The organism is Halomonas tibetensis (genome assembly GCF_042643535.1).
Lineage (GTDB): Bacteria > Pseudomonadota > Gammaproteobacteria > Pseudomonadales > Halomonadaceae > Halomonas > Halomonas tibetensis.
This window is the reverse complement of the sequence record NZ_JBHRSQ010000020.1, coordinates 1-24566: the sequence shown is the minus strand read 5'-3', so window position 1 is coordinate 24566 and position 24566 is coordinate 1. Positions and strand designations below refer to the sequence as shown.

At 56.7% G+C, this 24566-nt stretch carries 19 protein-coding genes and 3 pseudogenes; 16 read left to right on the top strand and 6 right to left on the bottom strand.

Annotation, left to right across the window (positions count from 1 at the left end):
• Positions 1-2: 2 nt before the first annotated feature.
• From pglX to ACFODV_RS14280, 9 genes are all read left to right on the top strand, one after another.
• Positions 3-3728, top strand: a complete 3726-nt coding sequence (gene pglX / locus ACFODV_RS14320; RefSeq protein WP_379760599.1) for a BREX-1 system adenine-specific DNA-methyltransferase PglX — start codon at positions 3-5, stop codon at positions 3726-3728.
• 36 nt (positions 3729-3764) lie between these two features.
• On the top strand, positions 3765-4385 hold the full coding sequence (locus ACFODV_RS14315; RefSeq protein ID WP_379760597.1) for a HEPN domain-containing protein: 621 nt from the start codon (positions 3765-3767) through the stop codon (positions 4383-4385).
• Positions 4386-4473: 88 nt separating this feature from the next.
• Complete coding sequence (locus ACFODV_RS14310) at positions 4474-5127, top strand: hypothetical protein (protein WP_379760595.1); 654 nt, start codon at positions 4474-4476, stop codon at positions 5125-5127.
• A gap of 115 nt (positions 5128-5242) precedes the next feature.
• The gene (gene pglZ, locus ACFODV_RS14305; protein ID WP_379760593.1) at positions 5243-7873 is read left to right on the top strand and encodes a BREX-1 system phosphatase PglZ type A; all 2631 of its coding nucleotides are present in this window, start codon (positions 5243-5245) and stop codon (positions 7871-7873) included.
• Positions 7874-7893: 20 nt separating this feature from the next.
• Entirely contained in the window at positions 7894-8160 is a 267-nt protein-coding gene (locus ACFODV_RS14300) for a DUF4160 domain-containing protein (RefSeq protein WP_379760591.1), read from the top strand.
• Positions 8161-8181: 21 nt separating this feature from the next.
• Positions 8182-8421: a DUF2442 domain-containing protein gene (locus tag ACFODV_RS14295; protein WP_379760589.1), complete on the top strand. Its 240-nt coding sequence runs from the start codon at positions 8182-8184 to the stop codon at positions 8419-8421.
• Positions 8422-8446: 25 nt separating this feature from the next.
• Positions 8447-10519, top strand: coding sequence for a protease Lon-related BREX system protein BrxL (gene brxL, locus ACFODV_RS14290; RefSeq protein WP_379760587.1), 2073 nt, complete (start codon positions 8447-8449; stop codon positions 10517-10519).
• A gap of 83 nt (positions 10520-10602) precedes the next feature.
• On the top strand, positions 10603-13245 hold the full coding sequence (locus ACFODV_RS14285) for a hypothetical protein (protein ID WP_379760585.1): 2643 nt from the start codon (positions 10603-10605) through the stop codon (positions 13243-13245).
• 336 nt (positions 13246-13581) lie between these two features.
• A complete protein-coding gene (locus tag ACFODV_RS14280; RefSeq protein WP_379760583.1) occupies positions 13582-13929 on the top strand; it encodes a phasin family protein in 348 nt (115 codons plus the stop codon).
• 188 nt (positions 13930-14117) lie between these two features.
• Here the strand turns inward: ACFODV_RS14280 and ACFODV_RS14275 are convergent, their stop codons facing one another.
• The gene (locus tag ACFODV_RS14275; RefSeq protein WP_379760581.1) at positions 14118-14654 is read right to left on the bottom strand and encodes a DinB/UmuC family translesion DNA polymerase; all 537 of its coding nucleotides are present in this window, start codon (positions 14652-14654) and stop codon (positions 14118-14120) included.
• Positions 14655-15197: 543 nt separating this feature from the next.
• Here ACFODV_RS14275 and ehuB point away from each other — a divergent pair.
• Positions 15198-16028, top strand: coding sequence for an ectoine/hydroxyectoine ABC transporter substrate-binding protein EhuB (gene ehuB, locus ACFODV_RS14270; RefSeq protein WP_379760579.1), 831 nt, complete (start codon positions 15198-15200; stop codon positions 16026-16028).
• Between the two features lie 4 nt (positions 16029-16032).
• On the opposite strand, the pseudogene ACFODV_RS14265 reads toward ehuB, so the two are convergent.
• Positions 16033-16086 (bottom strand): annotated as a pseudogene (locus tag ACFODV_RS14265) (hypothetical protein); the annotation flags it as partial.
• 250 nt (positions 16087-16336) lie between these two features.
• Between ACFODV_RS14265 and ACFODV_RS14260 the strand changes: the two are divergent.
• Together ACFODV_RS14260 and ACFODV_RS14255 are read left to right on the top strand one after the other, a co-directional pair.
• Complete coding sequence (locus ACFODV_RS14260; protein WP_379760577.1) at positions 16337-16741, top strand: transposase; 405 nt, start codon at positions 16337-16339, stop codon at positions 16739-16741.
• A complete protein-coding gene (locus ACFODV_RS14255; protein WP_379760575.1) occupies positions 16741-17832 on the top strand; it encodes an IS3 family transposase in 1092 nt (363 codons plus the stop codon). Before ACFODV_RS14260 ends, ACFODV_RS14255 begins: the two co-directional genes overlap by 1 nt.
• Here ACFODV_RS14255 and ACFODV_RS14250 read toward each other — a convergent pair.
• The gene (locus ACFODV_RS14250; protein ID WP_379760573.1) at positions 17807-18118 is read right to left on the bottom strand and encodes a hypothetical protein; all 312 of its coding nucleotides are present in this window, start codon (positions 18116-18118) and stop codon (positions 17807-17809) included. The genes ACFODV_RS14255 and ACFODV_RS14250 overlap by 26 nt on opposite strands.
• Before the next feature lie 394 nt (positions 18119-18512).
• Positions 18513-18932, bottom strand: a pseudogene (locus tag ACFODV_RS14245) (IS3 family transposase); the annotation flags it as partial.
• Positions 18933-19010: 78 nt separating this feature from the next.
• On the opposite strand from ACFODV_RS14245, the gene ACFODV_RS14240 reads away from it, so the two are divergent.
• Complete coding sequence (locus ACFODV_RS14240) at positions 19011-19508, top strand: hypothetical protein (protein WP_379760571.1); 498 nt, start codon at positions 19011-19013, stop codon at positions 19506-19508.
• The gene (locus ACFODV_RS14235) at positions 19505-20221 is read left to right on the top strand and encodes a DDE-type integrase/transposase/recombinase (RefSeq protein ID WP_379760569.1); all 717 of its coding nucleotides are present in this window, start codon (positions 19505-19507) and stop codon (positions 20219-20221) included. Before ACFODV_RS14240 ends, ACFODV_RS14235 begins: the two co-directional genes overlap by 4 nt.
• 466 nt (positions 20222-20687) lie before the next feature.
• On the opposite strand, the gene ACFODV_RS14230 is transcribed toward ACFODV_RS14235, so the two are convergent.
• Positions 20688-21470 carry a helix-turn-helix domain-containing protein gene (locus ACFODV_RS14230; protein ID WP_379760567.1) on the bottom strand — a complete coding sequence of 261 codons (783 nt, stop codon included), beginning with the start codon at positions 21468-21470 and terminating at the stop codon, positions 20688-20690.
• Positions 21471-21610: 140 nt separating this feature from the next.
• Positions 21611-22141 carry a hypothetical protein gene (locus tag ACFODV_RS14225; RefSeq protein ID WP_379760565.1) on the bottom strand — a complete coding sequence of 177 codons (531 nt, stop codon included), beginning with the start codon at positions 22139-22141 and terminating at the stop codon, positions 21611-21613.
• Positions 22142-22794: 653 nt separating this feature from the next.
• Between ACFODV_RS14225 and ACFODV_RS14220 the strand changes: the two genes are divergently transcribed.
• Together ACFODV_RS14220 and ACFODV_RS14215 are read left to right on the top strand one after the other, a co-directional pair.
• Positions 22795-23637 carry an ISL3 family transposase gene (locus tag ACFODV_RS14220; RefSeq protein WP_379760563.1) on the top strand — a complete coding sequence of 281 codons (843 nt, stop codon included), beginning with the start codon at positions 22795-22797 and terminating at the stop codon, positions 23635-23637.
• A 255-nt stretch (positions 23638-23892) separates the two neighbouring features.
• Positions 23893-24429, top strand: a pseudogene (locus ACFODV_RS14215) (GGDEF domain-containing protein); the annotation flags it as partial.
• Positions 24430-24566 lie beyond the last annotated feature (137 nt).

Below are 24566 nucleotides of genomic sequence, written 5' to 3'. Positions count from 1 at the left end.
GCATGAACACAGGGAACATCAAAAAGTACGCCCCCAAGGCGCGGTCCCGCTTCATCGAAACCATGACTCGCCAGGCCGCCCGCTACGGCATCAGCGCTGGCCACAAGGGCGAGGGCCACGTGGCGCCCGCCGAGGTGCGCGGCGACGTGATGCTGATCAGCGCCCTGGACGGCCAGACCCACAGTTTTCCCAAGGCGCTGCGCGGCCCCCGCGAGGCGCTGGCCAAGTGGGTGACCCAACTGGGCTTCGAGCAGGCCATGGAGCAGGCCGCCTACAGCTGGTTCAACCGCCTGTGCGCGATCCGCTTCATGGAGCTCAAGGGCTATCTGGAGCATGGCCGGCGGGTGCTCTCCCACCCGGATCACGAAGGCGGCTTCCAGATCCTCGATGACTGCCTGGAGATCGATCTTGCTGCCCTGGACAAGAGCCTGGACACGGCCCGGGTGCGCGAGCTCAAGCTCGACGGCACCCAGGACGAGGCGCTCTACCGCGAGCTGCTGCTGGCCCAGTGCCATGCACTGCATGAGGCCATGCCGTTCTTGTTCGAGCCGCTGGACGACGCCAGCGAGCTGCTGCTGCCCGACAACCTGACCAAGACCGACTCGCTGATCCGTGAGCTGGTCGAGGCGATTCCTGAGGAGGACTGGCAGGATGTGGAGGTGATCGGCTGGCTCTATCAGTTCTATATTACAGAAAAAAAAGATAAAGTTTTTGAAAGCCTAAAGAGAAAGAAAAAAATAACGGCAGAAAATATACCGCCTGCAACACAGCTTTTCACACCTAGTTGGGTTGTAAAGTATATTATAGAAAACACATTAGGCCGCCTTTGGTTAAAAAACAACCCGAAGTCTAGGCTTGCTGATGTGATGCATTACTATATACCAAATGATGAGTACGAAGATTTCGTTAGAATAAGCAGCCCCGAAGAAATAAGGTTATGCGATCCTGCTTGTGGTTCAGGGCACATGTTGGTTTATGCATTTGATCTACTTTTTTATATATATGAAGAGTCTGGCTATCGCTCTCGTGACATACCGCGATTAATACTTGAAAATAATTTGTATGGTATTGAAATAGATAAGAGAGCTGGTGAGCTCGCTGCATTCTCGCTATCAATGAAAGCTAGAGAAAAAAGTCGCCGTTTCTTTAGAGGTCGGGTCCAGCCCAAAATATGTATTATTGAAGATATAGAAATAGATGAAAGAGAGCTTTGTGATTATAATAAGTTTTTGGATGAGGCAGCCATTCCCGATAGAGTGTTATCGCACATAAAAGGATTTGCCAGCGCCAAAAATTTTGGTTCTTTGATTAAGATAGAAGATGTAGAAGAAGAATTCCCAAAGAATTTAGAGGCTGTTCTTGGAAAAGATTTATCTGGAGAGATATTTTATCTGGCAACACATAATAAAGTGGTTTTAGCTCTTGAGCAGATAGATTTCCTAAGAAAAAAATACCACGTCCTGGTTACCAATCCTCCTTATGCTAGTAGTAATGGACTTAATAAAGATTTGTCCGAATGGGCTAAGAGGGAGTATCCACTAGGAAGGTACGATCTTTTTTCAATGTTCATGGAGAGAGGCCCAGAATTTGTTTTAGATAATGGTTTTGTTGGAATGATCACTTTACCATCTTGGATGTTTTTGAGTTCTTATGCTGGGCTGAGAGAAAAATTAATTAAAAATTATAAATTTGATTCATTGCTACATATGGGAAGAGGGATTTTTGGTATTGACTGGGGGTCATGTGCTTTTGTTTTGCAAAAAGCACATCCAAAAGGAATGACAACCAAGTTTTACAGATTGCATCAAAGAACTTTCCAGTATATCGATAAAAACCATATTGGAGAGCTGTTTGTCGTAGCAAAAAGCAATCGAAATTCCGCTTACAATTTTGATGCTTATGATTCGAGAAGTTTCTCGATAAATGATATAAGGAGCACCAGTGGCGAGCCAGCTAATCTTCGCAATATATTTTATGAGTTCAATATTGAAAGGCTAATGGACATTCCAGGTTGCCCGTTTGCTTACTGGATTTCAGATGAAGTTCTGGAGGCTTTTAAGGAAAGCAAGAGCTTCGGTGACGAGTTTGAAACAAAGCAGGGAATAGCTACGGGTGATAATGAAAATTTCTTGCGCTATTGGTATGAGGTTTCGCACTCCTATATCGACTTAGAGCAAAGTTCCTATGAAGATTTTTGTTCCTTAAAAAAATGGTTTCCATATAGCAAAGGAGGAAGCCCTAGGAGATGGTACGGTAATTCTGAGCTAATAGTAAACTGGGAGGGGAATGGTGAAAATCTAAAGAGTGATAAAGGGAAGGATGGAAAAAGAGTCGCCACCTTAAAAAACCTCAGTTACATGTTCCGAGAGGCGGTCACATGGAGCTTAACATCTAGCTCTGAAATGGTTTTGTGTGTTAGGTATAGACCGCCTGGGTTTGTTTTTGACACTAACGGGATGTCCGCTTTTCCTAAGGCGGCTGATCCTGGACGAATAAAGTACGGTGTTGGACTCCTTAATTCATCAGTTAGCCAGTATATTCTCCCATTAATCAATCCTACCTTGGCGTATCAAAGTGGCGATATAGCCAAAGTGCCTGTGCCTGTTTTTGGCATGGAGCAGTTTTGCAATTCAACAGTAGATGATCTTATAAGGCTTTCTAAGCTTGACTGGGATTCGTTTGAGACATCTTGGGACTTTCAAGAGCCTATATGCGTAAACAAACAAGGCAAGGAAAGAAGAGTATCGGAAGATTATTTTGATGCTGAAAGGTTTTGGGGGCAGATCGTTGAGAAAATGAAAAATCTTGAAGAAGATAACAATAAAAACTTTATAGAACTTTATGCCCTTGAAGGTAAAATTTCTCATGCTGTATCAAAAGAGGAGATTACCATAGGAAACAACCCTTACTATCGATACAGAAGCAAGGAGGATTTGGATTATAAAAGTATACGAAGACATGAGTTTTCAAAAAATATGATTTCGTATGCTATTGGATGTATGTTTGGCCGCTACTCATTAGACAAGCCAGGGTTGATTTTGGCTAATCAAGGCGAGTCCGTTGTTGATTATCTTCATAAAATTCCCCTCCCACGGTTCTCGCCTGATAAAAATGGTATCATTCCAATTACAGGCCAAGAGTGGTTTGCCGACGATGCTACCAACCGATTCCGCGACTTTGTCTGTACTGTTTGGGGGGAGAGTCATCTTCAGGAGAATTTGGACTTCATTGCCGAAAGTCTTTGTTTGGATACTCTTAATTACAAGAGGTCTGAGTCCTCACTGGAAACTATACGTCGATATCTTAGCGCCAAATTCTATAAGGATCACTTGAGTCTTTATAATAAGCGCCCAATATATTGGCTTTTCAGTTCCGGAAAGCAGAAAGCCTTCGAGTGCTTGATCTACCTGCACCGTTACAATGAAAGCACCCTGGCCGAGATGCGCACCGACTACGTCATCCCGCTCACCACCAAGATCGCCAGCTACGTCGAAAAGCTGGAGCAGGACAAGGAAGCCAGTGCCTCCGCCGCCGAAGCCAAGCGCATCGAAAAGGATCTCAGCAAGCTCTACAAGCAGCAAGCCGAGCTCAACGCCTTCGATGAGAAGCTCCGCCACTACGCCGACCAGCGGATCTCGCTGGACCTGGATGACGGAGTGAAGGTGAACTACGGGAAGTTTGGGGATTTGTTGGCGGAAGTGAAGGCAGTGACGGGGGAGAAGGCGTAATGAACCCACAATGCCAGTCCGTAAAAGGAGATCTTTATGCCCTCTCAAGCAAGGGAGAATCTGAATATTCGACTGGGCGACGTTGATCAAATATTAAACGCGCACAGTGCTATTACGAAGTTCAAAAATGCAGAAGCAGCGGCACAAAGGCTGTCAGGCGATCTCAACCAAGCAGTAAACGTATTTAACGCACTTGTAACGGACCCAGGCCGTGGTAAGCCTAAAGAAGTAGATGCGCTCAACCGCGCAGCATACGTACTTCTTACGTCTCACCTTCAAGGCTTTGTAGACGACTTGCACAAAGAGATAGGACTTTTGATTATTGGTAACAATGCTTCTAGTCCGGGTGATGTTATCAAGATGCTCGGGAATAATCGGGCTAATCCACACGTTGAAGTGATAAGTAGAATTTTTTCTTCTCTAGGCTTATACGATGTAATGGACCAATTGAGCTGGCGTAATTGTAATAACAAAAGCGTAAAGAGACGTCTTACCACTGCACTGCAAACACGCAATAAAATAGCTCATGGTGCCCGTGAAGGTATAACTAAAGCAAACGTGACGCAGTTGAAGGATTTCGTAATCCTCTTCGCAGATGGTTTAGATGCCGAAGTACGAAGAAAGGCCCAAATAATCCTCGGTCGCCATCCTTGGTAGGGCCTAACAATCGGCTGCATAGCGACCGATTTTCCGCCGCTTCGCGGCTCCAAGCCGGCGCGTGGGCCGGAAGTTAAAAGGGCTATCAATGGATATTGAGTCAGCAAAAGAAGTTGTGCAAATTTTATTCTGGGTTGGAGCTCTCATCCTTGCTTTTCTTACCTACAAAAATGCCAGAAAGACTCTACTCAGCCCGGTCAATACCGAGTATCAGAAAAGAATTTTTGATAGCTTAAATAAAATAAGTAACAGATTGTTCTCTGAGTTAAAAATGGGAGAAGACCACCATTGGATTAAGCAACGCCCAATGGAAGATGCACTAGGTGAAATTTGCAAAGAATGGGAAGGTAATAAGGCTTCCGTAGAGGAATTTGGTCTGGAGTTAACGGATTGGCCAGCGGCCAAAGACTGGTATGACTTCCATAGCTTTGCTGATGAAGTACGTTACGAGCTATTTTTGCCAGATAGCCTACGAAAAAAGATTATCAGTTACATGGAGGAAAGAGCAGAGTCTGCGCAGTATGCACATAACCATGCGGTTCAAAAATTTATTAATCAAGTTAATGAAAATAGATCTTATCACGACCTCCACGTCAATAATTTTATTGATATAGAGAATTTTTATATTGACGGTATGGACGAGATGAATATGAGTATTGATAAAATATACCAACGCAACGAAGAACTAATGGGCGAAATTGTGAAGTACGTCCAGTCTTTTGACCCGATGGCACACTTTTAACCATGTGGTAATGAATTATCCTTAGCAGGCCCTCAGTTCCCCTTTCCTCTGCAAACAAATCTGGCGATCATGTTCGCCTACTGAAATACCTAAATTTCACCGGCAAGGAGGCTAGATGCAGCTCGACCAACTCCAGCAAGGGCTCCAAAACGCCTTCTTCACTGAAGGCCACCGCCTAATATTCTGGTACGACGCCCCCGGTCACTTTTCCGATGCGTTGGGTGAGCTCGCTCTGGATGGTGTGCAGATCCTTAACATGGCCGGGCAGTCCACCTTTGGCGTGAAGCTGCGCCTGGAGCTGGACGAACCGCAGACGCCGATGCTGCTCTACTTTCCCTCCGCCGAGCCGGCGCCGGAGGACGACTGGCTGCTGGACATCAAGCTCTACTCCGGGCGCTTCTACGCCGATCAGCTGTCGATGATCTTCAACGAGCTGGGCCTCACCCGGCATGCGCTGCGCGAGCACCTGGCGAAGCGCCAGGCGTTTCTGGGTAGCCGCAAGCGGATCGAGGCGCTAAAGCGTCTGGTCACTCCGGAAATGGTCGAAGATGGCCTGGATCTGGCCATGTGCGCCGCCGTGGTAGGCGCGCCGGCGTCGGATATCTCCACGCTGCTGTTCCACCTGGCCGATGAGGCGGTAGTCGAGGAGACGGGGCTGGAGGGCAATCCCTCGTCGCTTGAGGAGATGGCCAAGTACGCCCTGGTGCCTAGCCTGGTGCGGGCCCTGCAGCTTGAGGTGGGCTATCCCGCCACTCAGGGCGAATTGAGTGGTGAATCTCAATTGGCTTTCGGCCAGCTGATGCTGCGCCTGCTGACCACCGGCTACTGCGAGAGTATCTCCGAGATCCCCGACTGGGCGCAGAACCATGCCATCGCCTCGGTGAATGCCCGGGCCACTTCGCGGGCGCTGCTCTCCCGCTGGCGGGACAGCTCGCGCTTCTACCCGGCCTTCGATGTGATCTCCGGCTGGGTGGCCGAGGCGCTGCGCATCGAGGACAAGATCCGCGATGTGCCGCTGGAGCGGCTGGCCAACGTGGCCACCTTCGAGGTCGTCGAGAAGCAGATCATCGTCGACCTTTGCCAGGCGATCCCCGAGGCCGACGTGCGCGATCTGGAGATGTTCCGCGGCATCATCGCCGAGCGATTGGACGGCTACTGGGCCTCGCGGCACAAGAACGACGAGCGACGCGCCTTCTACCGCCAGCTCTACGCCGCGCTAAACGCCGCCATCGACCTGTTCGCCCTGCGGCAGCAGCACCTCAACGGCTTTCATTACGAGAGCGTCGAGGCGCTCTACCACGCCTATTGCACCGAGCTCTACCGCTTCGATACCGCCTATCGCCACTATGCGGTAGCCTCCGACAGCACGAGCGTGGAGCTGCTCAAGAAGCTCGATGAGGCGGTGGAGCGCTGCTATGACGAGTGGTTCCTGGGCCAGTTCACCCGCAACTGGAGCGAGCGCGTCGACGCCGAGGAGCGCCTGCACGACTGGAAGCTGCCGCGCATCCCCAACCAGCAGCACTTCTTCCGCGACGTGGTGCGCCCGCACCTGAATGCCCACAACAACAAGCGCCTGGTGGTGATCATCAGCGACGCCTTCCGCTATGAGGCTGCCGAGGAGCTGCGCGAGCGCATCAACGCCAAGCGTTACAGCGAGGCCACCTTGGGCAGCCAGCTCGGCGTGGTGCCCAGCTACACCACCCTGGGCATGGCCTCGCTACTGCCCCAACGTGAGCTAAGCTACCAGCCGGGCAATGACACTGTGCTGATCAACGGCCAGTCCAGCCAGGGCACCGCCAACCGCAGCAAGCTGCTCAGCGATGCGCTGGGCGGGCAGGCCATGGCGGTCACCGCCGAGGAGGTCAAGGGCTGGTCCCGTGAGCAGGGCCGCGAGGCGATCAAGGGCATGCAGCTGGTCTACGTCTACCACAACGTGGTGGATGCCCGGGGAGACACCGCCAGCACCGAGAGCGAGACCTTCGCCGCGGTGGAGGACGCCATCGAGGAGCTCGATACGCTCACCCGGAAGATCCTCATGCACCTCAACACCAGCACGGTTCTGCTCACCGCCGATCACGGCTTCCTGTTCCAGCGCAGCAAGCTGGACGCCACCGACCGCACCAGCCTGACCGAGAAACCGGACGGCGCCTTCAAGAGCAAGAAGCGCTACGTGCTGGGGACAAGCCTGCCCGACAACCCCAGCGTGTGGCACGGCCATACCCGTGAGACCGCCGGCACCACTTGCGATACCGAGTTCTGGATACCCAAGGGTGCGCACCGCTTCCACTTCGTCGGCGGCGCCCGTTTCGTGCACGGCGGCATCATGCCCCAGGAGATCGTCGTGCCGGTGCTCACCGTCAAGCAGCTGCGGGGCGACAAGGTCGAGAAGCGCACCCGTCGCAAGGTCGATGTGATCTCGCCCAAGGCCTCGCTGAAGATGGTCAACAACATCCAGCGCTTCGAGCTGATGCAGACCGAGGCGGTCAGCGAGCAGCTCAAGCCCATCACCTTGGCCGTGGCCATCTACGAAGGCAGCGAGCCCGTCTCAAGCGAAGAGACGGTGACCTTCGACAGCACGAGCGACAACATGAACGAGCGCATGAAGTCCGTGCGCCTGTCGCTGTCGGGTACCGACTTCGACCGCAAGCGCGACTACTTCCTGGTGCTTCGCGACAAGGACCTGGGCACCGAGCTTGAGCGTTACCGGGTGGTCATCGACCTGGCTTTCACCGATGATTTCTTCTAAGACACGGCGAGGGAGCTGTCATGCCGGTTATCTCGATGTTCTATGGCATCATTATCCGCATGTATTTTCTGGACAATCAGCACCATGGAGAACCCCACCTCCATGCGCGCTATGCTGAGTTCGAAGCGTCGATCAGCCTTGCCGAGGGTGAGGTGCTGGCAGGCGAGCTGCCGCGCAAGCAGCTTCGTTTGGTGCAGGCGTGGGTTGAGCTGCACCGCGATGAGCTGATGACCGATTGGGCATTGGCGATTGCGGGTGAGAGCCTCTACAAGATCGATCCGCTGTAAGAGATGAGGAGATATGCCGCTATGTATTGGGATGTGAAGGTCGTCAGGCCGGAACCTGACTATGTGCTCTACGTGGAGCTGGAAAATGGCCAGAAGGGCCTATTCGACATGAAACCCTATCTGGACCACGGCATTTTCCGCGAGCTGCGCGAAACGGCCTATTTCGACCAGGTGGGTATTCTGTTCGGCGCGGTCACCTGGCCCAACGGTCAGGATATCGCGCCGGAAACGCTGTTGGCTGAATTGAAGCAGCCGGCCTGATGGGCAACCCTCACGGAGCCGCTACGTGACCACACGTCTGGAAACCGGCAGCACTGAAGTGGATGCCGTCGATACTGCTGACCTCGACACCCTGCTCAACACCCATTTCGCCGGACGGGTGGTGCGCAAGGACCTGACCCAGCGGGTGAAGGAAGGCGCCAACGTGCCAGTCTACGTGCTGGAGTACCTGCTCGGCATGTACTGCGCCACCGACGACCAGGAGGTGATCGACCAGGGCCTGCAGAACGTCAAGACGATCCTCACCGACAACTATGTGCGCCCCGACGAGGCAGAGAAGGTCAAGTCGCTGGTTCGCGAGCGCGGCAGCTTCAAGGTCATCGACCGGGTGACGGTGCGCCTCAACGAGAAGCAGGACTGCTACGAGGCGGCGTTCAGCAACCTGGGCATCAAGGATGCCGAGATCTCAGCGGAGATCGTCAAGCAGCACGAGAAGCTGCTGGTGGGCGGGATCTGGGTCATCGCCACCCTGAGCTACTACCACGAGGAGGGTCAGCGAGGCTCACCGTTCGGCGTCAGCCAGCTCAAGCCGATCCAGATGCCACACATGGACATGGAGGCGCTGTTCGAAGGGCGGCGCGGCTTTACCACTGATCAGTGGCGCGAGGTGCTGGTGCGCTCTATCGGCATGGAGCCCGCCGAGCTAGATGCCGAGGTGCAGTGGCATCTTTTGGCCCGCATGATTCCCTTCGTCGAGAACAACTATAACGTCTGCGAGCTGGGCCCCCGCGGTACCGGCAAGAGCCATATCTACAAGGAGTGCTCGCCCAACAGCATTCTGGTCTCCGGCGGCCAGACCACGGTAGCCAACCTGTTCTACAACATGAGCTCTCGGCGTATCGGCCTGGTTGGCATGTGGGACCTGGTGGCCTTCGACGAAGTGGCCGGCATCTCGTTCAAGGACAAGGACGGCGTGCAGATCATGAAGGACTACATGGCCTCCGGCTCCTTCGCCCGCGGGCGGGAGCAGATGGAGGCCTCCGCCTCCATGGTGTTCATCGGCAACATCAACCAGAGCGTCGAATCGATGGTGAAGACCAGCCACCTGCTGACACCGTTCCCCGACGCCATGATCGACGCCGCCTTCTTCGACCGCTTCCATGCCTATATCCCGGGCTGGGAGATCCCCAAGATGCGGCCGTCGTTCTTCACCCAGCGCTACGGCTTCATCGTCGACTACCTGGCCGAGTTCTTCCGCGAGATGCGCAAGCGCAGCTTCGCCGACGCTATCGACCAGCACTTCCGCCTGGGTGACAACCTCAACCAGCGCGACGTGATCGCCGTGCGCAAGACCGTCTCCGGCCTGCTCAAGTTGCTCTATCCCCACGGGGAGTATCAGAAGGAAGACGTACGCCAGTGCCTGGAGTACGCCCTGCAGGTGCGCCGTCGGGTGAAGGAGCAGCTCAAGAAGATCGGCGGCATGGAGTTCTACGATGTCCACTTCAGCTACATCGACAAGGAGACCCTGGAGGAGCACTTCGTCTCGGTCAAGGAGCAAGGCGGCGGCGGGCTGATCCCCGAAGGGCTCGGCAAGCCAGGCGTGGTGCACACCATCGGCCTCAGCGACAAGGGCATGCCGGGGGTCTACCGCATCGAGCTCCAGGTCACCGCCGGCACCGGCAAGCTCGCCACCTCGGGGCTATGGAACTCCACCGCCGCCAAGGAGCAGGTCAAGATCGCATTCGACTACTTCAAGGCCAACGCCAGCCGCATCAGCGCCTCAGGCAAGGTGCTCGACCACGACTTCCACCTTCACGTGGTGGAACTGCAGAATACCGGGGTGCTCCGCGATCTCGCCCTGGCCAGCCTGGTGGCCTTCTCGTCCGGGCTGCTCGGTAGGCCTACTCAGGGGCAGATGGTGGTGCTGGGCGACATGAGCCTGGGCGGCAGCCTCAAGCGCGTGGAGAGCCTCGCTGAATGCCTGCAGGTGGCCTTCGACGCCGGTGGTAAGCGCGTCACCCTGCCCATGAGCAGCGCCATGGACATCCCCACCATCCCCGCCGAGCTGTTCACCAAGTTCCAGACGAGTTTCTACGCCGAGCCGGTGGATGCGGTGGTCAAGGCGCTGGGGGTGGAGTAAAAAAAAGCTCACTGTTTTATATCAGTGGTTCTAAGAAGGTGTTTACAAAAACTTCAGGCTGTATGAGTTAATCGGTTGGGTAATTGGCGGCCAGTCGCCAGCCATACCTAGGCTTCAACACGTCGGTCATGGTGCATCACGAGCCGACGTGCCTTTTCGACCAGGCATCGCGAGGAAAGGGCATGAATGATTATCAAACCTCCACCCACGATATCTCCCTGTCACCCACCGACACCCTGGCCGGGCTCGGCGGCGCCAATCGCGAGCTGCTCGCAACCTGTCTGGCCCTCTTCGATGACGGCCAATGGCATCGCCGTCTCGAAAAGATCAATGAGCAGGCAACAGCAAAGGTGGAGCAGCTCGTTGATAGGTTCAGCGACTGGCTCGATAGTCGCAGAGAAGAGCCACTGCCGCGGCTCCCCGCGCCACAGGTAGACGAAGGAGCGCAGGAGCTCAGCGACCGCCAGCGCTACTGGCGTGAATCCAGCTACAGCGATGATCAGCTCCGGCTGCTGCTTTGGATACGGCTGAGGTCCGCCCTTGGCCTGCCGGCGCGGCTCACTACCACCGTCCGTGGCTGCGGTTTTCTAGCAGACGACATGGCAGCTCGGCTGATACACGTGCTGGACCCGCCAGGCCTGGTCAATTCCGGGCGCCGTAGGCTTCATCAGCGTGGCTGGCTCAGGAAGGGGCAACATGCCACCAGTCTCGATGAAGTGGTACTGCCGGTATTGGACGAACTTCTCGAGCAGGCCTTCAAGGATGAAGATGAGCCGCCCAGCAAGGAGGAGCGGCACGAAATTCTGAATCAGGCCATCGCAACACTTAACGAGCTGGATGCGGAGAACCATAGCCGTCTGCTGGACGAGACCCAGGCCAATCGCCTCAATGATGCAGCCATTCGAAATGTCCTGCTGCTGGTTGGGTCGCTAAGCACTATGGGTATTAGTGTCAGCTTAGCGGGATTCTCCGCTTACATTGCGGCCGCTCAGGCGTCTGCCTTCATCCCTTTTGTCAGCGGCCCCGGGCTGGTGTCCTTCGTGTCGGTCATGTCCAACCCCATCACTATCCTGGGAGTGGCCGGCGGTGGAGGCTGGTGGTTCATTCACTCAGCCCGAGAGAAGGTCAATGTCGCGATAGCGGCAAGAGTGGTAGCCATGCTCACTCTTCAAGGCAAGTTGTACGGCAGTTCTGGCCTCGAGGGCACCAGGCGTTGCTTTTCGGAAGTACCACGCCTCCCGCGAGGAGAAGGCATCGGCGCCACCGAACTGCGGGATTATCAAACCGAGTGGCAGTGGCTCTCTATACTACCTGCACGCTCCGGTGCTGTGCCGCCCGCTAAAGTGCTCAATGCCATGGCCCAGCCGATGGCCCAGCGCTCAAATGAAGCCTCGTCGGCTGATTCCCGCCTTTCGGGCGAAAGCCTGCAAAGCGGCGAAAAGCAAGCCGCCGCCGCCATGGCAACACTCACCGTGGGCGATGTCCTCTACTCCGTTGCAGCGGTCGATCCTACCGTCATTGCCGCCGCCGACTTTTCCAGGGTTGAAGACATTGGTGCCGGCCTGAGTTTCGCCGAACTGGCCGAGCAGATTCGGGCTGGCAGCGACAGTACGGTGCTCGGAGGCATCAGCCAGCTTAAGGGTTATGTAGCTGAGAAGGCCGTCGCCGCTCAGCTAGCGGCGGCAGGCCACACCGTCAGCTTTCCCGAAGTCTCAAACGAACCCGGCTGGGACCTGCTGGTCGATGGGCAAGAGTTCCAGGTCAAGTTTCATGCCACCCTGTCGGGACTCCGCGAGCACTTCGAGCGTTACGATTACCCGGTCATTGCCAATACTGAGCTGGTCGACCAGATCCCCGAGGAGTGGGCCGACAGGGTCTTCTTTGTTGATGGGCTGAGCAATGAACTGGTGGAACAAGTAACCCATGAATCCCTGGGTGCAGGCGCAGAGATCCTCAATCCCAGTGTCATCAGCATTGCTGGGGCCGTGAGCGCCGCGCGGGGCTTGCTGGCCTATCGCCGCGGTCAGCTGACCGGCAAACAGGCGCTTGAGCAGGTTCTGCTGGATGGCATGGTCCGCATGGGCTTGGCAGGCAGTGGCGGTGTGGTGGGAGCCAGTGTGGGTCTGATGATGTTTGGTCCCGCCGGCGCCTGGGTGTTTGGCGCTGGTGCCCCGGTGCTATCGCAGATGCTGACTACCAGGGTGACCGAACAGCTACGCGATAAGGTCAAGGGAGACGCCCACAAAGACTGGGAGGCCCAGGCACACCTTGAACTTACTGCCCTGCAGGCGAAGGTCCTGCAGGCGTTGACACGCAAGCAGGACCAGCTGGATAAAAAGCTGGCAAAGATCCTCGACAACCTGGCCGGGGACTACCTGCGCTGGCGGCTGCAAGACGACTACGATTTCTCTCAGGAGTGTCATCAGCGTCTACTGCGCCTCGACTCTGATGCTCGCCCTCACCCCGAACAACGCCTTGCCGATACGCTACGCGTAATGTCCGTCTGCAGCGTTCACCCGGCGATATACCAGCCCGAATTGCGCGCGGTCACTGCCAAGCTCAATGAGCGCCCCGGTCTGCTTGATGATCCGCGTGTGAAGGATTTCACTGGCCAGGCGGGCAATCTAGCGGGTCAGACTTGGCAGACATTCAGCGAGAAGGTTCAAGAGAAAGGCTGGATGGACAAGGCGGAAGCAATGGCCCAGCGTTGGAAAAAGCGAAAATGAAGGCCGATGGTGCGGGGTGAACATTTTGAGTGATGTTTTGTCGGTGATCATCGAGATCATGCTCGACCACGCGGGTGAGCGGAGAAAGCGGACCTTCGGCCGTGAGTGACAGTGTGTCGATCAGCGCCGTAGGCGGATGGCGCTGCACAAGGGCCAGGTTGCCTGTGGTCTTATCACGGGAGCGCATGCGGGGTTCTTGAAGGCCGGCGATCTACCCCGTCGGTCTGAGGCGACGACCGGACGCTATGTTGCACTGCACAAAAGTCCCTATTAGTGTAATCAACATCAGCGCGGGGATCTCCCGTTCCATATCATCCAGAACCAGGAGGTTCCATCATGACCAACGCATTCGCTTTTGATACCAAGCAGTCTGAAACCGCTCAGCTCGAGTCCATATTCTTCGCTCCGGCACGCGCTTTCGCTGCCCTCTCCGTCGACTTCACCGAGAAGCTGGTCAACGCTCAGCTTGACGCCGCCAAGGCCTATACCGACACCAACCTGGCGCAGCTGCGCAGCCTGATGGAAGTCAAGGATGCCGAAGGCCTCAAGAGCTACATGGAAGGCCAGCAGCAGGTCGCCACGGAACTGACCGAGCGCCTGAAGGCAGACACCGATAAGGTTGTCGCCCTGCAGCAGGACTTCGCCAAGGACAGCCAGAAGCTGACCGAAGAGAACGTCCAGTAGGCCCAGGAAGGCATCAAGGAAGCCACCGAGACTGCCACGCAGGCCGTCAAGGAAGCGGCGCCCAAGGCTGCCAAGTCCGCCTAATAAGGCACCCGCTGGCCCACGCCGGCAGGACGCGATACCCGAGGCCACCGATCCATAATCGGTGGCCTTTTTCGTGGACGGATTGTTGTGAGAGTGTGCAGTGATCAGCGCACCAGAGGCAGGTCCTCCCAACGTGTCGTCCAGCGCGGGGTTCGGTTGGCACAATGTAGATGCCAGGCGGCGCCGGGAGTGGGTCGCCCGAAGGTCACCGTGCCTCGGCCCATCTTGCGGTTGAGGTCGTCCAGCGTCGTCATCAGCTTTTCGTCTCGCTCCCTGTCGGCCCGGTTCTGCGGCGTATCCAGAAGAGAGAGCTGTTCCCGGTTGGCATCCACCAGATCGACCAGCATCACCCCCGCCTTCATGAACAGATAACCAGGACGATAGATCGCGTCGAAAGCCTGACTGGCGGCGTGAAGGATGTCGCGGCTGTCATCACTGGGATGGGGGAGCTCCACGATGGCGCCGGGTGAGTATTGAGGTAGATCCGGGCGATGGCGGTTGGTCTTGAGGAACATATGGACGGCACGGGCCAGGCTTTCTTGGCTTCGGAGTTTCTCGGCGCTGCGCTGGGCATAGTGTCGTATGGCTTGGTGTATCTCCTGCCGGTTATCGGTCAGGCGACCAAAGGAACGTGACGTCATGATCCGCTGGCGAGCCTGGCCCGGGTTGTTCATCTCGATGCAGGGGATGCCGCGCAGCTACAGCGCGATGCATCCGAGCATGGTGCTGAAACGTCGCTTGGCGTTCTTGAAGCCCTTCCGAAGTGCATCCCCTCAAGGTCGAGATGTAGGTGGTGATCCTCCAGATCAGCCTGGGGAGAGCAATGCAACTTGGATCTCGATCGCTGAGGGAAAGAGAAGCATTCTCTTAGTTGTAAGCCATCGCCGACAATTATGTAAGTGATCTGCTACAAATTATAATTGGCTGGAATTTATTAAACGCCCTTTCTACGCTTTTTTAGACCGTCTTAGGAATGAGGCGGCGAAGGGGTAACGGATCACCTCTGGGAGAATCAGTGCGCCACGAAAACTTAAGAAATGACACTCATCGCCACCCAAAGGCTTTACTCGACACCGGCGAGTGAAGACTATACCAAGTAGCGAAGCGCCCGATAAAAGGTTGCAAAAACAATGACATGTCCAACATCACTCCGTCGAGCTATTTCCATTGTCCTGACGAGCCTATTGCTTTGCCCCCTTCTCTTCAGCGCTTCTGCCCAGGCAGCCACTCTCGAGCAAATTCGGGAGCGCGGTGTCATCCGCATCGCCGTCGCGGACGAGCCACCCTATGGGTACCTCAACAAGGATGGCAAGGCCCTAGGCGTAGGACCGGAAGTCGCCACCCGCATACTTGAGGGACTTGGGCTGGTGCGCATCGAATGGGTCCAGACGGACTTCAAGAACCTCATCCCCGGACTGGAAGGAGGGCGCTTCGACATGGCCGCAGCGGAAATGGCCATCCTGCCCGAGCGCTGCACGCGCGTGCTCTTCTCTGACCCCAACACCTCCTATGGCGAAGGTCTGTTGGTGTTGGCCTCGAACCCCAACCGTATTCTGGCTTACGAGGACTTCATCGAACGCTCGGATACCATCCGAGTTGCGGTTCAGGAAGGCACGGTCACCCAGGACATGTTCATTGCCATGGGTATTAATCCGGACCGGATTGTCACTGTGGAGCATCTTCCTGAGGCCGTCGACGCCATAGTTGGCGGTCTCGCCGATGCCTTCGCCGCTACCGGGATGACAGTCGCGTTGATGGAGAACATGAGCCCGAAGGTAGAGGCGGAATTCGATTTCAAAGACCCAGTGATTGACGGTCGCGAAATTCGCTATTTCGGCGGCTTCACCTTTCCACTGGATGCCGAGGACCTCCGAGACGCTGTTAATGAGGCACTGAAGGAAGAGAAAAGCAATGGAGACTGGCATCAGACGCTGTCTCGCTACGGATTTCTGACAAAGGATATAATTTACTCTTATCGCTTCGACAACGAGCAGCTATGCCAGGGACAGGGGTGAGTTTCTACCATCCGAGCACCTGCTTGACGAAGGGGATCGGCAGGCGTCGTTGAGCGGAGGGCGAGGCCCTGTCGAGAGTCTCGAGGACGAAGAAGAGTTAATCGAGGCGGCGTGGCCCGCGATGCAGGATGTTGAGAGCCACACTTAGTCGAGAGCTGGAGACCGTACCCCCCGGACGCAAGCTGCAAGTGCTGATAAGCGATTAGAGTTTCCGAGCGGTTGAAAGGCCCTGTGTGTCAACCTGAATCCATACACCGGCTTAGCGAGTTAAACTCGATTTCAGAGCCCGAGGTTCAGGAGCCCCGATCATGCCTAAACCACCATCAGAGCTGCCCGACCATCAGGTTACGCCCAACCCGAAGCTGGAGAAGCGCACGCGGCGTCATTTCTCAACAGAGTACAAGCTGCGCATCCTGGCGGAAGCCGATGCTTGCCGACATGGCGAGCTCGGTGAGCTCCTGCGACGAGAAAAACTCTACAGCAGCCAGCTGACCACCTGGCGTAAGGAGCTCGCTCAAGACGGCGTGGAGAAGCTCCACAAGACCGCGCCCGGACCTAAAGCGAGCAAGACGCCGGAGCAGAAGCGCATCGAGGCCTTGGAGCAGGAGAATTCCAAGCTGCAGCAGAAATTGTCGGCCGCCGAAGACTGCCTGTCGCTCCAAAAAAAACTGCTGTCGATGCTCGATCACGTGAGCAATGGGAACGAGCGGTGATGGCGGTGCTGGACGAGCGACCATCGCATGTCTCGATGGCCCAGGCCTGCCGTGCCATGGGTGTTAATCGCAGCACCGTATATGCCTGGCGGCAGCGGCGCGATAAGCGCCTCACCGAGTCGTCGACGTCACGACGGCACAGCCCGCAACCCAGGGCGCTATCGGCCAAGGAGCGCGCGCAGATGCTCGAGATTGCCCACAGCGAACCCTATCGGGATCAGCCCGTGTATGAGATCTACCACGATCTCCTGCAGCAAGGGATCTATCTCGGCTCACTCAGCTCATGGTATCGACAGTTGCGTGAGGCGAAGGAGAGCGGGGCGCCACAGCACCACGCTATGCCACGTATCACGGCCAGGGCCGCCAATGAGGCCTGGACGTGGGACATCAGCAAATTGCCCACCATGCGGCGTGGCCACTATCTCAATCTCTACGTGGTGCTGGACCTGTACAGTCGCTTCATCGTGGCCTGGATGGTCTCTCACAAGGAAAATGCGGCACTGGCCCAGCAGCTCTTCCAGGAGGCGGTCGATCGCTACGGCATCCCGCAAGGGGCGCTGACGCTTCATCAGGACCGGGGCTCGCCGATGATCGCGCGCAGCTATCTGGATCTGATGGGAGAGCTGGGGGTGACGTGCAGCCACAGTCGGCCGCGGGTCAGTAACGACAACCCCTTCAGCGAAAGCCAGTTCAAGACCAGCAAGTACCAGCCAGACTACCCAGGGCGATTCGAGAGCATCGCTCATGCCCGGCAGTGGTACAGCACCTATGTCGACTGGTACAACCTGCAGCACCATCACAGCGGACTGGCCGGCTTCACGCCAGAGCAGGTCTACACCGGGCGTTATCAGGCTATCGCGCAGGTACGCCAGCGTGCCCTGGATGAGAGCTTCGAGGCGCACCCCGAGCGATTTATCCAAGGGCGCCCAACGGTGGCGATGCCGCCAGACAGTGTCTCGATCAACCCGGTACAACCCGATGACGACGACCCGGCACCCTACAGCGTGGTGAACTTCCCGACGCTGTCGGCGGCGAGCAATACCGCCGCAAAATCGACGTTAATTTTTAAAGATCTGTCTGAATCAGGTTGACAGGTTCCGGGACCTCCAACATGTCCTGTTTTAGGGCATGGACGCAGAAGGACGCCTCGAGGGGCGTTTCACCCACCTCCAGCCCGACGGATGACTTGAACCACTGTCGATCCTCATCGACCAGGGAAACCATGGCCATGGGCACCCTGAAGATCTCTGTGGCGAGACGTGTGTAGCGATCGAAGGCCTCCTCCGGTGGAGTGTCCAGGATGTCGAGAGAGCGGAGTTCGGCAAGTCGCTCCTTCTCGACGAAGGGCTGGGTCGCGCAGATATTGTTTTTGACCATGGTGAGCCATCCGGATGTCGTAACGCCCTATTAATTTAGTAAGATATTATGATGAGTATGTTCTCATCTTTTGTTGGACGAATATAGAACTGCCAAGAAGGAATTTTTGATGGCTATCCGCTGAGAGGCCCATCACTGATCTGGAGTGTGTATTGGGGCGCTCTCAGGCAAACCGAGCTGAGCGTCCGTTCCGTGAGCAGTCGTGACTGGTGGTGACGCCTTTCGGCAACAGGCACAAATCTTCCGGGCTCACGTGGCCCAGCTCCAGATTTTGCTTGAGCCCTCGTACCCCGAAACCCACGATGCGGCTGATGCCGGCGGGCACCAGGGGTTGGTAGTGCTGAATCAACCTCTATTCCAGTAGTGATCTTACCCAGCGTTGGTGGACACCGGTCTAAGCGATCATTCGGGCCTCGAAGGCCTCTGGGCTGATCATCCCGATTGCACTGTGCCGGCGCTGCCGGTTGTAGTCCAACTCAATGTACTCGAATACCTGTCGCCGCATCGCGTTCCGCGTCTCGAATCGCTCGCCATGTATGGCCTCGACCTTGAGGCTGTGGAAGAAGCTCTCGGCGCACGCATTGTCGTAGCAATTGCCCTTCGCGCTCATGCTGCACTGGAGTTCGTGCCGGGTCAGCAGCGACTGGTACAGCGTCGAGCAATACTGGCTCCCGCGGTCGGAGTGGACGATCACGCCCTTGGGCATCTTGCGGCCCCACAGGGCCATCTGCAGGGCATCGCCGACCAGGTCAGCGGTCATGCGCTCGCTCATCGCCCAGCCGATGACCTTGCGTGAGTACAAGTCGATCAGCACCCCCCAGTGTCAGGATGACTGTCGTGCCCTCTGATACCCTGTTCTTATAAACCGACCAGGGGGCGACAGGAGACACTCATGCCTCGTTACTCAGAGGAGCGCCGGCAAGCCGTGGTAACCAAGCTGCTGCCTCCCCACAATCTCTCCCCGCAGGTGATCGCGGAACAGGAAGGGATTTCGCTGGGCACCGTCTACACGTGGCGCAAGGAGGCTCGGGCCGAAGGACGTTGCTTGCCGGATGCTCTGGGCAAGGGCGCCGATGGCTGGTCGTCCAAGGACAAGTTCAACGCCGTGCTTGAGACCGCCTCGATGAATGCTCAGGAGGCCGCGGAATACTGTCGTCGCCGGGGGATCTACCCCGAGCAGCTGGAGCGGTGGCGCCATGACTGCGAACAGGCCGCCAGCCTCTCGCACTCGGAACGCCAGCGCGAGGCCGACGAGGCCAAGCAGCAGCGCAAGCGCATCAAGGCACTGGAGAAGGAGCTTGCGCGCAAGAATGAGGCCCTGGCGGAAACCGCGGCGTTACTGGCCCTCAGAAAAAAGGCGAGGGCGATCTGGGGGGACGAGGACGCATGATCAGCATCCCAGATCGCCAACGCGCCATCGCGCTGATCGAAGACGCCCGGGCCCAGGGGGCCCGCCTGGAAGCCGCCTGCCGCGAACTCGGGATCACCGCCAGAACGTACCAGCGCTGGACGCGCGGCGGAGAACTACGCGAGGACCAGCGCCCTTTGGTCGACCGGCCGGTGCCGGCTAACGCGCTGACGCCGGCCGAAGAGCAGGAGATTCTCGACGTGTGCCACCGCCCCGAGTACGCGAGCCTGCCGCCAGAGCAGATCGTGGCACGCCTGTTCGACGAGGAGCAGCGCTACGTGGCGTCCCCCTCGTCGTTCTATCGCGTCCTGCACAAGCACCGGGAAGTGGTGCATCGTGGCCGTGCCAAGCCACCTCAGCGCCGCGCCAAGCCCACGACCTACCAGGCCGCCGCACCGAACCAAGTGTGGTCGTGGGACGCAACCTGGCTGGGTGGCCCGATCAAGGGGCAGTACTACTACCTGGTGATGATGGTCGACATCTTCAGCCGCAAGATCACGGGCTGGGAGGTGTTTCTGGCCGAGTCGGCCCACAACTCCCGCAGCGTGCTGGAGCGGGCAGTGCTGGCCGAGCAGATCATTGACCAGCCGCTGGTGTTGCACGCGGACAACGGCAGCCCCTTCAAGGGGGCCACGCTGTTGGAAAAGCTGCATCACCTGGTCACGGCGATCCACGCCGTGGACGTGAAAAACTGACTTTTCGATATCGACGCCGACCCGACTAATGTTCATGGGGAGTTCTCCTCACTCTCAAGCTGGTCAGTGATGCACTCACCCACCAGTGTGGCGCAACGACGCAGGGGTAGGGTGGGGAGGACTCCATCCCATTGCTTACGGAATGAACAGACGAAGAAGTCAGCGTTCTGAGCCAGGGGTCATGGATGGAGATGTCGTCAGCCTGTCGCGCCAGCACTCTCATTCGCTCGGTAAGCTCCCGGGAGAGATGATTCGCCACTAGCTGCGTCTACTATTCCAGGTGTATACGGTTCTCTTCGTGCGCCAAGTTTCCGACGCTCAAGTGGCTATATTCGAGCAGCGCTGCCACAAGCCCAAACCAGCCAAAGCCAATGACCAGCAGCAGGTTCAGCGACAAATCACCCAGCGGGCCAACCGACCTTCCGGATAAACAAGGCTGAGAGGAATACGACAGGGGCAATAATCATCATCGGCAGGCGATCATCCGGCGGTCATCGGGACTGCCGATCAGCCCTGAGCCCTCCTCTCCCAGCGCCTCAAGACTCTCAAGAGAACGAATGGTGAGCTCACGTCCCGACACATTCACCAGGCCCTGTCGCTGAAAGCGGCCCATCACTCGGCTGACCGTCTCCAGGGCTAACCCAAGATGGCTGCCGATGTCGGCGCGGGACATAGTGAGCTGGAAGCGATAGCGCGAGTAGCCCCGGGCATGTAAGCGCCGGGAGAGGCCCAAGAGGAAACTCGCTAGGCGCTGTTCGGCGGTGCTGCGCCCGGATAGCAGACAGACCTGACGCTGGTCACCGCGCAGCTCACGGCTCATGCAACGCATCAACTCTGTACGCAGGGCGTTATATTGCTCCGCAAAGGATACTAGCTGCTCAAAGGGCAGCTCGCAAATGAATGTAGTCTCCAGTGCCACTACCGAAGCGGGATAGTACGCCTCCCCAATCGCCTCCAGCCCCACAGTCTCGCTGGGCAGGTAGAAACGAATTACCTGCTCGTCATGGCGGCCCGGCAGGCGCATTACCTTCTTGAGGCTACCGGCGCGCACCAGATAAAGGCTGTGAAAAGACTGCCCCTGCCGGACCAGCTCTTGACCGCGCTTGAGCGGCTGGGGCTGCACCATAATGTCATCGAAGGCTTCGAGGTCGGCCTTGGATAGGCCGCGCGTCAGGCATGTCGAGTGCAGCGAACAACCCGCGCATTGCCTATCGCCCTGGCGTGAATACGTCTGGCTGACAGTGATCACTCGCGCATCCTCAACGTTGTTAGCTGGCGTAGTTGGCTTGGTCAGGGTAGACCTTCCCAGGGTGACAAGTGCAAGTGAAGCTAACAAAAGAGTCAGATTCACGATGCTGCTTTGTCAGCGCTATAGAAGCACCAAAATCGCTATGAGAGTGAGCGAGATGTCTCAATGATTTTGACATCTTCTTGTTCAGCACCACCACATTGGCCGGGGAAGCCAATGACGAATGGCTCAACGTCCTGACGTTCCCAGGCAGAGAGACCGAAGGCTTTCGCTTCCTCGTGAAGCAGCAAGAGGAACGACGGTAGTAGGCTCTTCTCATCGAAGCGTGGCCAACTACAGCCGAGAACGAAGTGGGCTAAACAGAAGGCTAGGCTTTCTCGAACCTCGCAGTCACTTACGCTGTGGTAGGCCGCTAAGCGAATACGAGTCCTAGGATAGAGTGTGAGAAGCGATCGTAGCCAATCAGGATGAATGAGCAGACCTGAGATCTTCGTCAGGAATTCCGCAGCGTCATCATTCTCCTCGTCCGTGGGCTCCATGTCGCGGAGCTCGAAGCAGAACAGATGCTGCTCGCGATGGAGCTTTAGCCTTATAGCGGCATCATTACCGCCGGCAAAGCGAGACAACCGGGAAAGCCTTAGGACGAAGTCCGGCGTAACGATATTCATCATGATAATACTCTTTGACTGTCCAGAGGGTGTTGGATTGGTGCACGAGTAACATGGAATAACCAGTGCCATTCCTGGCGGTAGACTAATGATCCGGGATATTCGGTGGGAGTCGATGTCGGACAACGAAGGTTCGCCAATGAAGTGGCGTGCTAGCTCTGGAGGGGTTGGTTGTCCGAAAGATATTTATTGGCGTGTCTACAAAGAGCATGTGCAATGATCCTAACTGCCGGTGATTGTTTCATACCGGCGGTTCGCTGCCGGGTGCCAGATAAAACCTAGCGTAGACGTCAACTTTGAGTCGTGACCAGTCGTCGTCGTTAGACAATGGTCGAGGCTCCGGGATTTGTCCGGGTTTACGGCCCCGCCTGCTGAATCCCAAAATATCGGCTCTTCGACGCTGGGTGTGGAATTCGCCCCCTGAGCTGGGCCAGGATATGACCTCCACGACGACAGGAGGCATGGCATGGACGGCACCCAGATTCTGACCCTCGGCCTCGGCCTGGAAGCGCCCTGGGTCCTCAAGGTCCAGCACCTGGATACCGCCGTGTCGCCTCACCGCCTCGATCTCTATGTCGAGGCCGAGCGAGGCAGCCTTTACCCCTGTCCGGAGTGCGGCAAGGCCTGCCCGGCGCACGACTTCGCCGATAAGACTTGTGGCGCATCGTGCACCACTACGTGGGCCGGAGCTGGATCTGAGCAACGTAGCCACTGTCAGCGTCGACGAAACCGCGTCCCGGCGTGGCCAGCGCTACGTGACGGTGTTCCTCGACATGCAGCTCAAGCAGGTGCCGGTGATCTTCGCCGACCCAGGCCATGACAAGGACGCCATCGAGGCCTTCAGTGCTTTCCTGGCGGCCCATGGCGGCGATCCGAACAACGTGGTCGAGGTCGTTTGCGACATGTCACAAGCCTTCCTCAGCGGCGTGGCTGTGCATCTTCCCAAGGCCGAGGTAACGGTCGACTGGTTCCATATCGTGCAGACCTTCACCAAGCGACTGGACGAAGTGCGCAAGAAGGAGCGCCGGGAGCAGGGGCACCCCAAGTCGCTGCGCTGGGCACTGCTGAAAAGCCTGGAAAACGAGAACCTGACGCCCAAGCAGCTGGCGGCGCTCCAGGAACTGGTGGCCGACCAGAGCGCTACGTCCGATGCCTGGGTGATCAAGGAGAAGCTGCGCTGGATCCAGAAGGCCCCGACGCCCCGCCCGGCTCGGTGGCGTATCACGAACTACCTCAAGGTCATGAAGGCGGCGGTCTCGGAGAAGCCTCTCCTGAAGCCGATGGGAAAGGCCCTGGCGACGCTGGAGCGCCATGCCGACGCGGTGGTCAGGCGCTGGATCTCGGGACTGACCAACGCACGACTGGAAGGCATGAACGGCCTGTTCCAGGCGGCTCGGTCACGCGCACGCGGCTACCGGAACGAGGCCAACTTCATCGCCATGATCTACCAGATTGGCAGCCCGGTGGGTCGCCTGTTCGATCAGGCCAAATTCACATGAAGTGACAAAGAACCAAACAAAGGGGCCGCGACGCCGACTTCTCAGTCAGATTGACGCGCTATAGATGGATAAGTATTTTTTGTTAAAAATAGTAATTTTTGTAACACTAGGCTACATTGAGCGTTTTCAATAGCCGCCTGGTCTTGGGTCAGTAGCCTAATAGCAAGTTCAGCTTCTGTCTTGATGGCAACGTGCTGTCATCGTTAATTGCCGATCGTTTAGCCCAGGCTTCTGTAACGATAAGGGTAGCTCAACATGAACACAGCCGATGACAACCACGAGTTGAGCCTGCTTTGCGAGCAGGTTCGACTGTCACCTGAGCCCATTGCGATTCTCTACGAGCATGGTGAAGTGGCCTTCATCAACTCGGCAATGCAGCAATCCCTACCAGGTGGCAATCTCCCCGGACAGGTATTGAGCACACTGACCGAAAGCGAAGCCCATCTACTGATCACTCTGTATCCGACTGATGAAGAGAGTAGTGCCGGGCGACAATTGTTAGCCATCAGGCTTGGGCATTACTGGCTTGTCACATTCCTGGAGCGAGAAGTCGACCCACAGGTCGAACGGCTGAGTAAGTTGTTAGAGGAAGCTCAAAAATCCAGTATCACGGACCCGCTGACAGGTCTGTGGAACCGCAAACAGTTCGACGAATTCCTGCGGATCGAGATCCCTCGGGCCGAACGCTATGGCCAGCCAATCTGCCTGATTGTGCTTGATATTGATCATTTCAAGCTGGTCAACGATGAGCAAGGCCATGCCGTCGGCGACCGTGTTCTCCAGCAGCTCAGTCATTTGATGAGGGTTCTTCGTCGTTTCATGTGGATTTGGCCTGATCAAGCAGGCGGCCCACAGGGCTGCCAATCAGGTAGATCATGGCGATGAAGTTGGCCTCGTTTCGGTAGCCGCGTGCGCGTGACCTGGCAGCT

Coding starts and splice junctions, on each gene's coding strand:
- ACFODV_RS14235 (WP_379760569.1), top strand. CDS start 19,505: ATGATCAGCATCCCAGATCGCCAACGCGCCATCGCGCTGATCGAAGAC.
- ACFODV_RS14280 (WP_379760583.1), top strand. CDS start 13,582: ATGACCAACGCATTCGCTTTTGATACCAAGCAGTCTGAAACCGCTCAG.
- ACFODV_RS14310 (WP_379760595.1), top strand. CDS start 4,474: ATGGATATTGAGTCAGCAAAAGAAGTTGTGCAAATTTTATTCTGGGTT.
- ACFODV_RS14240 (WP_379760571.1), top strand. CDS start 19,011: ATGCCTCGTTACTCAGAGGAGCGCCGGCAAGCCGTGGTAACCAAGCTG.
- ACFODV_RS14255 (WP_379760575.1), top strand. CDS start 16,741: ATGGCGGTGCTGGACGAGCGACCATCGCATGTCTCGATGGCCCAGGCC.
- ACFODV_RS14275 (WP_379760581.1), bottom strand. CDS start 14,654: ATGACGTCACGTTCCTTTGGTCGCCTGACCGATAACCGGCAGGAGATA.
- ACFODV_RS14225 (WP_379760565.1), bottom strand. CDS start 22,141: ATGATGAATATCGTTACGCCGGACTTCGTCCTAAGGCTTTCCCGGTTG.
- pglZ (WP_379760593.1), top strand. CDS start 5,243: ATGCAGCTCGACCAACTCCAGCAAGGGCTCCAAAACGCCTTCTTCACT.
- ACFODV_RS14295 (WP_379760589.1), top strand. CDS start 8,182: ATGTATTGGGATGTGAAGGTCGTCAGGCCGGAACCTGACTATGTGCTC.
- ACFODV_RS14250 (WP_379760573.1), bottom strand. CDS start 18,118: ATGGTCAAAAACAATATCTGCGCGACCCAGCCCTTCGTCGAGAAGGAG.
- ACFODV_RS14260 (WP_379760577.1), top strand. CDS start 16,337: ATGCCTAAACCACCATCAGAGCTGCCCGACCATCAGGTTACGCCCAAC.
- ACFODV_RS14300 (WP_379760591.1), top strand. CDS start 7,894: ATGCCGGTTATCTCGATGTTCTATGGCATCATTATCCGCATGTATTTT.
- pglX (WP_379760599.1), top strand. CDS start 3: ATGAACACAGGGAACATCAAAAAGTACGCCCCCAAGGCGCGGTCCCGC.
- ACFODV_RS14315 (WP_379760597.1), top strand. CDS start 3,765: ATGCCCTCTCAAGCAAGGGAGAATCTGAATATTCGACTGGGCGACGTT.